The 8,387-nt window shown below is 59.2% G+C and carries 10 protein-coding genes; 1 reads left to right on the forward strand and 9 read right to left on the reverse strand.

The window, feature by feature from the left end:
• Positions 1-270 precede the first annotated feature (270 nt).
• Genes B2W96_RS11195 through B2W96_RS11210 form a run of 4 tightly spaced genes read right to left on the reverse strand, consistent with a single transcriptional unit; the run spans position 271 to position 3,689 of the window.
• Positions 271-1,185, reverse strand: coding sequence for a GerMN domain-containing protein (locus tag B2W96_RS11195; RefSeq protein ID WP_293010429.1), 915 nt, complete (start codon positions 1,183-1,185; stop codon positions 271-273).
• Complete coding sequence (locus tag B2W96_RS11200) at positions 1,182-2,633, reverse strand: sensor histidine kinase (RefSeq protein ID WP_293010431.1); 1,452 nt, start codon at positions 2,631-2,633, stop codon at positions 1,182-1,184. Before B2W96_RS11200 ends, B2W96_RS11195 begins: the two co-directional genes overlap by 4 nt.
• Complete coding sequence (locus tag B2W96_RS11205; RefSeq protein ID WP_293010433.1) at positions 2,611-3,288, reverse strand: response regulator transcription factor; 678 nt, start codon at positions 3,286-3,288, stop codon at positions 2,611-2,613. Before B2W96_RS11205 ends, B2W96_RS11200 begins: the two co-directional genes overlap by 23 nt.
• A 20-nt stretch (positions 3,289-3,308) precedes the next feature.
• A complete protein-coding gene (locus B2W96_RS11210) occupies positions 3,309-3,689 on the reverse strand; it encodes a ComEA family DNA-binding protein (RefSeq protein ID WP_293010435.1) in 381 nt (126 codons plus the stop codon).
• A gap of 346 nt (positions 3,690-4,035) precedes the next feature.
• Between B2W96_RS11210 and B2W96_RS11215 the strand changes: the two genes are divergently transcribed.
• Entirely contained in the window at positions 4,036-5,400 is a 1,365-nt protein-coding gene (locus B2W96_RS11215) for a D-alanyl-D-alanine carboxypeptidase family protein (protein ID WP_293010436.1), read from the forward strand.
• Positions 5,401-5,448: 48 nt separating this feature from the next.
• Here the strand turns inward: B2W96_RS11215 and B2W96_RS11220 are convergent, their stop codons facing one another.
• The 5 genes from B2W96_RS11220 to yedF form a co-directional block, all read right to left on the reverse strand.
• Entirely contained in the window at positions 5,449-5,961 is a 513-nt protein-coding gene (locus tag B2W96_RS11220) for a nitroreductase family protein (RefSeq protein WP_293010438.1), read from the reverse strand.
• Positions 5,962-6,404: 443 nt separating this feature from the next.
• Positions 6,405-6,578, reverse strand: coding sequence for a DUF6472 family protein (locus B2W96_RS11225; RefSeq protein ID WP_293010440.1), 174 nt, complete (start codon positions 6,576-6,578; stop codon positions 6,405-6,407).
• A gap of 96 nt (positions 6,579-6,674) precedes the next feature.
• On the reverse strand, positions 6,675-6,911 hold the full coding sequence (locus B2W96_RS11230; protein WP_293010442.1) for a DUF3343 domain-containing protein: 237 nt from the start codon (positions 6,909-6,911) through the stop codon (positions 6,675-6,677).
• Positions 6,911-8,050: an aminotransferase class V-fold PLP-dependent enzyme gene (locus B2W96_RS11235; protein ID WP_293010444.1), complete on the reverse strand. Its 1,140-nt coding sequence runs from the start codon at positions 8,048-8,050 to the stop codon at positions 6,911-6,913. Before B2W96_RS11235 ends, B2W96_RS11230 begins: the two co-directional genes overlap by 1 nt.
• Positions 8,047-8,387, reverse strand: a 341-nt coding sequence (yedF, locus tag B2W96_RS11240; RefSeq protein WP_293010446.1) for a sulfurtransferase-like selenium metabolism protein YedF, incomplete at its 5' end; no start/stop codon positions are given. The genes B2W96_RS11235 and yedF, both read right to left, overlap by 4 nt.

Below are 8,387 nucleotides of genomic sequence, written 5' to 3' on the forward strand. Positions count from 1 at the left end.
TTCCCATAGTTTGTCAAGTACCTTTTTCAAGTCCTTAACCATTCTTTTCAAGTCCCGCGCCATCCTCCCGGACAGCTTTGTTAGGATACCAGCATACGCCCTCGTTGTCAACACTTTTTCGACCATTTTTTCTCTTTTGCTCATATTTACTATTTTTCCTGCTTATGCCTCCCTTCTCGCTGTCTAATTCGGCAGTTATGGCCTTTTTTTCAATTTCAAAAAAGAATACGGTCCCGGCGCGCTGATTCTGCGCCGGGGCCGTCTCTTTATTTAGTTCTCCCGGGGATAAGTTTCCGCAATGGAAGCGGAGCCAAAGCTGCTGGCCGGCTCGCCATCCATCAGGTATCGCACCTGCTGCACCGCATCCAAAGAGGTCAGGGACAGGGCCAGCGCGTCCAGCGCGGTTTGCACGTCCGCATTCTCGGGCAAAGCGGATAGGAGGGCAGCAGAGAGGTTCACATAGCACACTCCGTCGCTGAGCTGGGTGGTCAGCACTGTAAAGCCCTCCGGCAAGGCGGAGATCATCCCCCGCTCTGTCGGCCCCGCCTCCAGAGCCGCCACCAGAGCGGAAAGCTGCGTATCCCCCTCGTAGAGGTCCAGCCTGTCCTGAACACCCACAAGTTCTCCTGCCTCGTTCAAAAACCACAGAGTCACCGGTACGGTACTCACCACGTCCTCCATGCTGCTCAGCAAAAGATCTCCTCCGGTAAAGTACTGCTGATTCCGATAGGCCAGCTCCTGCCCCCGGACCGTGACGGACACGGAGCGAATCTCCGGAAGCTGCGTCAGCGTCAGCGTAATGCAGTAATCCGCGATGGTCAGCGCCACACCGGATAGCGTGCTATACGGATAGGAGAGGTCCACCGTGGCATGACCGTCGTCCAGCGACGCGGAGAGAAGCTGCGTTCCTCCGGGGAAGGGACTCTTCAGGTCTTCGCTCCGAGGCCCCTCGAGAAGAACCTCCGTCAGCTTCTCTGCGACAGCGCGGGTATCTGATTCCTGAAGCCCTTCCAGCATCACCGGCTCGGACTGAACCGCGTCGCCGCCGGCCGCAGCCCGCAAATCCTCCGTCATATAGTATAATGTATAGCTCTCTGCATCCGCGCCCTGGGTCTGGCGCGTCGCATAAACGCATCCTGGCAGCAGCGCCAAGGCGCACAGCAGCAGAAGTCCGCGAAATTTCATTCTCCGCCGCCTCCTTCCTCTACCCGCGGCCAGTGGACAGTGAATACCGCGCCGCCCTGCGGACGGTTTGCCGCCTCTACAGACCCACCCCGGTTTTTCACGGTGTCCTGCACAATAGACAGCCCCAGCCCCGTGCCGCCCGCGGCCCGGGAGCGTGCCTTGTCCACTCGGTAAAAGCGCTGAAAAATCCGGGGCAGATCCTCCTCCGGAATGCCCACGCCGTCGTCTGCCACCGTCAAAACGGACTGTCTTCCCTCTCGGCGCAAGGAAACCCGGACCTGTCCCCCGTCGTGGGTATACTTCACCGCGTTGTCCACAAGATTGTACAGCACCTGATGCAGCTCGTCCTTCGTGGCAAGCACCCGGCAGTGCTCCGCAGCATCACAGTAAAGCGCAATCCCCCGCTCTTCCGCCACCAGTTCCATCATCCGCAGCACCTGCTCCAGCACCGGCGCCACATCCACCTCCGACGGCATCGGAACCGCTCCCCCGTCCAGTCGGGTCAGGCGAAGTAAATCCTCGCTGATGCGGCTAAGGCGGTCCGCTTCCCGACCGATGTCCGCCACAAACTCCCGCGTGGTCGCAGGGTCGATGTTCTCTGTCTGTAAAATAGAATCCGTCAGCAGCCGGATGGCGGCCAGCGGTGTTTTCAGCTCGTGGGACGCATCGGATACAAAGCGCCGTCGAACGTCCTCCGTAGTTTGAAGCCGATCTGTCAGGCGGTTAAACTCGTCGCCGATCTGGGCAATCTCGTCGTGGCCCCGGACAGCCGCCCGGTGGCTGTAAGCCCCCGCCCGCACCTGACGGATGGCGGAAAGCAGTTCGCTGATTTTCCCCGTCAGCGCCCGGGATATGATAAAGGACACCACCAGCACCATGGCAGTGACGATGATGGAAAGATTCCGAATGTTGCTTTGAAAGCCCCGCAGCAATGCCGCCTGCCCCACATCGTACTCATAGGCATACACCGCGCCAATAATGCGGTTTTGGTACAGCACCGGCGCAGCCGCCCGGCTGCGGAACGCGCCGTTGCGATAGCTGGAGGTGAACGCATCGTTCCCCGAAAGAGCCTGCACTACCTCGGTATACAGCGCATAATCCCCCACCGCGCCGTCGGACTCTCTGGTGTCGTAGAGCACTTTCCCCGCCGCATCGGTGACCAGAATCCGACTCATGTCGGCGGCCGCCACCAGCGTCATGGCGGCAGAGACGTTCTCCTCCGTCAGACTTTCCAGATTCGCAAGGGCAGACACCATCACAGATACGCTGTTCTCCATGGCGGTGGCCTTGGAGCGAAACGCCAGATCCTCCGACACAATCAGCGGATAGGTGTTCAGCAGCACCAGCACCGCCGCAATGAGGAGAATATAGCTCAGCCCGAATTTTATCTGCAGGCTGCCCCGAACCCGCGGCCGCTCTTTTTCCTCAGCTCTTGAAATAGTAGCCAACCCCCCACTTTGTCAGGATAAGCTCCGGCTCCGCCGGATTTTTCTCCAGCTTCTCCCGCAGACGACGGATGTGGACGTCCACCGTCCGATAGTCCCCGCCGTAGGAATAGCCCCACACCACGTTCATCAGGTTTTCCCGGCTGTATACCCGCCGGGGATTACGCATTAAAAGCTCAATCAGGTCATATTCTTTCGCCGTCAGCTCCACGGTTTTTCCATCCCTGAGCGCCACCCGCTGCTCCGTATCCAGAGACAGGCCCCCCACGGTAATTACGCTGCCCTGCGCCCGCTGAGTTCCCCCTGCCCGGCGCAGCAGCGCCCGCACCCGGGCCTTCAGTTCCATAATGTTAAACGGCTTTGTGAGATAGTCGTCCGCTCCGGATTCAAAGCCCATCAGCTTGTCCGCGTCCTCACTTTTGGCTGTCAGCATGATGACCGGCACGTTGGAAAACTCCCGGATGCGCATGCATGCCTCGATTCCGTCCAGCTCCGGCATCATCACATCCAGAATCACCAGATCAAAGCGCTCGCTCCGGGCAAGAGCCACGGCGGCGGCCCCGTCATAGGCGCACTCCACCTCGTAGCCCTCGTTTTCCAAATTGAATTTCATGCCCTTCACCAGCAACTGTTCGTCGTCCACCACCAAAATCTTCAAACCTCAGCGCTCCTTTTCATTTATCCGACACATACGTACTCCCGCAGGGCGGCAAGCTTTCCTTCACCAATTCCGCTGACGTTCACCAGCTCCTCCACGGTTTCAAAGCGTCCGTGTTCCTCTCGATACGCAACAATCCGCTCCGCCAGCTTTTCGCCGATTCCCGGCAGGGTGGCAAGCGCTTCCCTTCCGGCGGTATTGATGTTGACAGGCCCCGTTTCCGGCTCCTCCTCCGGCAGCAGTTCGGAGGCCGAAGCGGTTCTCTCCATGCTAACCTTGTAGCGCCCCTCAGCACCCGCACTTTGGGTGTGGAACAATAGCGCCAGCAGCAGGCAGAGAAACATTGCTGTCAGAATTAGCAGAATTTTCTCAGTTTTTGTTGGCTGAATTTGTCCTGTCACGGTTGAACTCCCCCGAAATTTTTGTTATACTGAAAAAGAATGCGGAAGCAGCAGGGTTTTTGTCGGGCACGATCCGCCCGCCGCAATATTGTTTGGATCCCCACGCAGTGACGTGCATTGCCCGGGCCCAGAACCGGGCCGCCCAAGGGGCAGTACCCGACTCCTATCACACGCCATAGCTTTCGGCTTTGGCAAAACCGAGAGCAAGATGGCTCAGATGCCAGTATACTTGCCGCTATGCGGCTATTATAGCCATAGCTGCGTTGCAGCTTTATGGTATATACTTTAAATTAAGTATCATAGTTGCTTTGCAGCTATTATACCACAGATTATTGGAGATTGTCACATGAAAATCAAACGCTTCCTCTCTGCTTTTTTACTGCTGATGACGGTGGTAGGCTTCTGTGCCGTCCCTGCCGCCGCCGATGAAATCGCCCCGGCGCCCGACCCGGGAATTACAGCCAAGGCCGCGCTGCTGATAGACAGTGAAACCGGATCGGTCCTCTATCAAAAAAACGAGCATGCCGAGCTGTACCCCGCCAGCCTGACGAAAATCATGACCGCATTGCTGACGCTGGAGGCAATCGATCAGGGCAAGCTCTCTCTGGATCAGGAGCTGACCGCCTCCGCCTCCGCACTGACGGGCCTCGCCTCCGACGGCAGCTCCGCCGGGATTCAGGTGGGGGAAACCATGAGCGTGGAGAATTATCTCAAGTGTATGCTGGTGGTTTCCGCCAATGAGGCCTGCGACGTGCTGGCCGAGGCGGTCAGCGGCAGCGTTGCGGATTTTGTGGACGCCATGAACGCCAAGGCCGAAGCCCTTGGCTGCAAGAACACCCACTTTGCCAACCCCAACGGACTGCACGACTCCCAGCATTACACCTCTGCCTGGGATTTGTACCTTATCACTTTGGAAGCCATGAAATATCCGGAGTTTATGGCTATTTGCGACATGGGCGTGGCGGAGATTCCTGCCACCAACCTCTCCCCCGTCCGCCGCCTGCGCACCACCAACTACCTGCTTTCTAACTGGCGGGCCGTCGGCTATGTCTACTCCGACGCCCACGGTATCAAGACCGGTTCCACCTCCGAGGCGGGACATTGCCTCGTTTCCTCCGCCACCAAGGGCAGCCGTACCCTCATCAGTGTTGTTCTGGGTGCGGATCGGGTCGTCGGGGCCGACGGTGTGGCAGACGTGCGGAGCTTTTCCGAGACAAAGCGATTGTTTGAATGGGGCTTCATCAACTTCTCCATGCAGACGGTCCTCTCCGATTTGGACATGCTGGCAGACGTTAAGGTGGATCTCAGCAAAATCGACAGCGTGGCCGTTCATCCCGCCGACCGGGTGGAGCTGCTCCTGCCAAACCATGTAAAGTCTGAGGAGCTGGAGCGGAAGCTGGACCTTCCGGAAATTGTGAATGCTCCCGTCACCGCAGGGCAGGAGCTTGGCTCCGTGGAGCTGTCTTTGGACGGCACGGTATATGCCACCGTCCCTCTGGTGGCGCTGAACAGTGTGGAAGCTTCCAAGCTTCTCACGTTCTGGTTCAATGTTCAGCAGTTTTTCAGCCGCATGGCCGTAAAGGCGGCGCTGATTGTTCTTGGCATTCTGGTTCTTTTGGGAATCGGCTGGAAGCTCACTTTGGGCCGTCGGCGCTACCGCTATGGAAAGCCCTCCCGCCGCGCCCGCGGCTACCGGGGACGGCGCAGGTAATTGCATAAAAAAGCAGTCTCGCGGATATCCGCAAGACTGCTTTTTGCTTTACAGAACTGTGACAAGCTCCTCTATGGGCTTGCGATCCTCGTGCAGACGGGCAGGATGTGCACCTTCTGCCGGATAGCCGATGGGCAATAGGGCGACGGGCGTGCAGCCCTCCATCTCGGGGAACCGCTCCACCAATGCTTGAGGGTCAAACATCCCCACATACGTGGTGCCAAGACCCAAATCCGCGGCCTGAAGCATCATCTGGGTGGTTACAATCGCCGCGTCAATTTCGCCGTGGTTCTTGCCATCTCCCTCCCGAACCCATGCCTTTTCGGCCTCATAGGCCACTACCAGCATCAACGGAGGATGAAAATGGCTGTCGGCACAGGCGTCGGCCTTTGCCAGCGCCTCTTCGCTTTTCAGCACAAAAATGCGCTGAGGCTGTTTGTTGTGGGCCGTAGGGGCGCTGCGGGCAGCCTCCAGCACCAGATCAAGCTTTTCCTGCTCCACCGGGCGATCACTGAACTTCCGCAGGGAATAGCGCGCTTTCTCCAACTGTGCAAACTCCATGTCAGGTCCTCTCTTTCGTATCGGCGCCTTCGCGTCTTTATAACGGCTTTATATTTTAATTGTATCACGCCGTCTTTTGCTGCGCAACCGTAAAATACATACGGTGGTGCGGGCCTCTCCCGATCACACGAAAAACGCCCAGGGCCGGAGCGGGCGGATTTTCATAAAGCACCGGCGGCGCGGCGGGGCTGACCCTTCCGTGTTCTCCGGAGCGGAGCTTGCCCGCGTCCGCCCCGCTGTCCGCCTTTTCACGGGAACCCCTGACCGCGGTCCCCGGAAACCGAAAAGCAGTTGGCTTTTCGGGGCCTCGCCCAGCCCTGAACCAGTATATGCCCCGCCGGGGGAAAGCGTCCGCCCGCTTCTCAGCCGAAGCAGCGAAAATCAGAAGAACGGAGCGGAGCCTTCTCCGTCCCGCCTTATGCTATTACGTACATTCCCTCTGCTCACTGTCGCCGGGCCGTCTCATAGTCTCCGCCCCGGCGATAAAAGGGGCAGCGTCCCGCATCTGCCCGGAGAAACCGCTCCATCTCGTCCTCATCCAAATCCATGCTGCAAAAGTCGGCGTCTGTCTCCTCATCATAGTTCAGATGGACGCATTCCTCGCATTTTCCGGTCATATCCAAGCTCCATTCTTTCGCCGCGCCCAAAGGCCATCTTTTCTCTCTGTCCGCCCGACTGTCAAATTGGTCGAACCTCAGGTACCAAAGCACCGCCTATCGGGGCGAGACCATGTCGTAAATCCCATCAATATGTATTATGCGCCGAATCACCAGCTCTTCCAGCGCTTCCCGGCTGTCGGCCGGGGCCATCCAGCACATGCCGCACCCAGCCGTGACGCTGCGTGGCACTGGAATCAGTCGTCCCGGCAAGCCATCTTCCCGGCAGGCTTTTTCCATGGCCATGGCCCCCACGGTGGTGGGGAATGTGACAATGCACACTGTTTCGGCCATCACAGCTCTTCCGCCAGCGTCCGCACGGCGGCAGATGCCTGATCCGCCTCCGAAACGGTATTGAAGTACCCGAAGGAAAAACGTACCGCACCCTGCTCCTCCGTCCCCAGTGCCCGGTGGAACCGGGGTGCGCAGTGTGCGCCGGGCCGGGTGGCAATTTGGAAGCGCTGCTCCAGCTCGTCCGCCACCATGGCACTGTCCCGTTCCCCCAGATTCAGCGCAACAATAGGCGCACGGATCTCCGTCCAGAAGTCGCCGTAGACCCGCACGCCGCGAAGCTCCGCAATCCGCTCGTAAAACCGGCGGGCAAGGCCAAGATCGTGGGCGCGGACCTTCTCAATGCCTGTTTCATTCAGCCAATCCAGCGCCGCACCCAGCCCCGCGATGCCGTGACCGTTCAGCGTCCCCGCCTCCATGCGTGTGGGGTACTCCGAAGGCTGGGTTTCGGAAAAGCTCTGCACTCCCGTGCCGCCCACCTTGAAGGGTCGGATTTCCACGCCCGTTCCCACGCACAGACCGCCGGTCCCCTGCGGCCCATATAGTCCCTTGTGTCCGGTGAAGCACACCGCAGCAATGCCCCGGGCTTCTATATCAATCGGAAAAAGGCCCGCCGTCTGGGATACGTCCAGCACAAGCAGCAGCCCATGGGCGCGGCAAAACGCACTTACCCTGTCGAGGTCCAGCACATCGCCGGTAAGGTTGGAGGCATGGGTGCAGACCACCCCGCGGGTATTGGGCCTAAGCAGCTTTTCAAAATCGGCATAATTGATCTGGCCCCCGCCGTCGGCGGGAACAAAGTCCACCTCTCCCCCCTGCGCCCGCAGGCGGTAAAGAGGCCGAAGAACGGAGTTGTGCTCCCAGTCCGTGGAAATCACATGGTCACCGGGACCGAACAGCCCCCCAATTGCCGCGTTCAGCGCCTCGGTGGAATTTGGGGCAAAGCACACCCGTTCGGGCCCCGCGCAGCCAAACAGGGCCGCCAGCTTCTCCCGCGCGTCATAGATTGTCCGGGCGGCGGTCAGTGCCTCGCCATGGGCGCCCCGTCCGCTGTTGCCAAACCCCTCCAGCGCCGCCAGAACCGCCTGTCCCACCGCCGGGGGCTTGGGCCGGGTGGTAGCCGCGTTGTCCAGATAAATCACGGCTTGACCACTTTTCCGGCCTGTGCCAGCGTCTCCACAATCTCGTACATATTTGTGACGCTGCCCACCTCCAGCTTGTCGGTCAGTCCGTAGAAATTCAGGCAAGTGCCGCAGGTGCGGATGTCCACACCCTTGTCCGCCAGCGCATTGATGTCCTCCAGTGAGGCAGAGCCCTGACAGGTCAGATGTGCGCCGCCGTTATAGAACAGAACGGTTTTGGGAAGACTGGGAAGCTGGCTCACCGCAAATAAAAAGCCCTTCATCAGCGTCTTCCCAAGTTCTTCACTGCCCCGACCCATCACGTCCGTATCCACCGCCACCACAAAGCTGCCCGAAG

It is taken from the genome of Oscillibacter sp. UBA6647, assembly GCA_002455655.1.
Taxonomy (GTDB): Bacteria; Bacillota; Clostridia; order Oscillospirales; family Oscillospiraceae; genus Oscillibacter.

Bases quoted from the DNA above. Each gene is read 5' to 3' on its own strand.
- B2W96_RS11215 (WP_293010436.1), top strand. From the start codon at position 4,036: ATGAAAATCAAACGCTTCCTCTCTGCTTTTTTACTGCTGATGACGGTG.
- B2W96_RS11195 (WP_293010429.1), bottom strand. From the start codon at position 1,185: ATGAAATTTCGCGGACTTCTGCTGCTGTGCGCCTTGGCGCTGCTGCCA.
- B2W96_RS11220 (WP_293010438.1), bottom strand. From the start codon at position 5,961: ATGGAGTTTGCACAGTTGGAGAAAGCGCGCTATTCCCTGCGGAAGTTC.
- B2W96_RS11225 (WP_293010440.1), bottom strand. From the start codon at position 6,578: ATGACCGGAAAATGCGAGGAATGCGTCCATCTGAACTATGATGAGGAG.
- B2W96_RS11230 (WP_293010442.1), bottom strand. From the start codon at position 6,911: ATGGCCGAAACAGTGTGCATTGTCACATTCCCCACCACCGTGGGGGCC.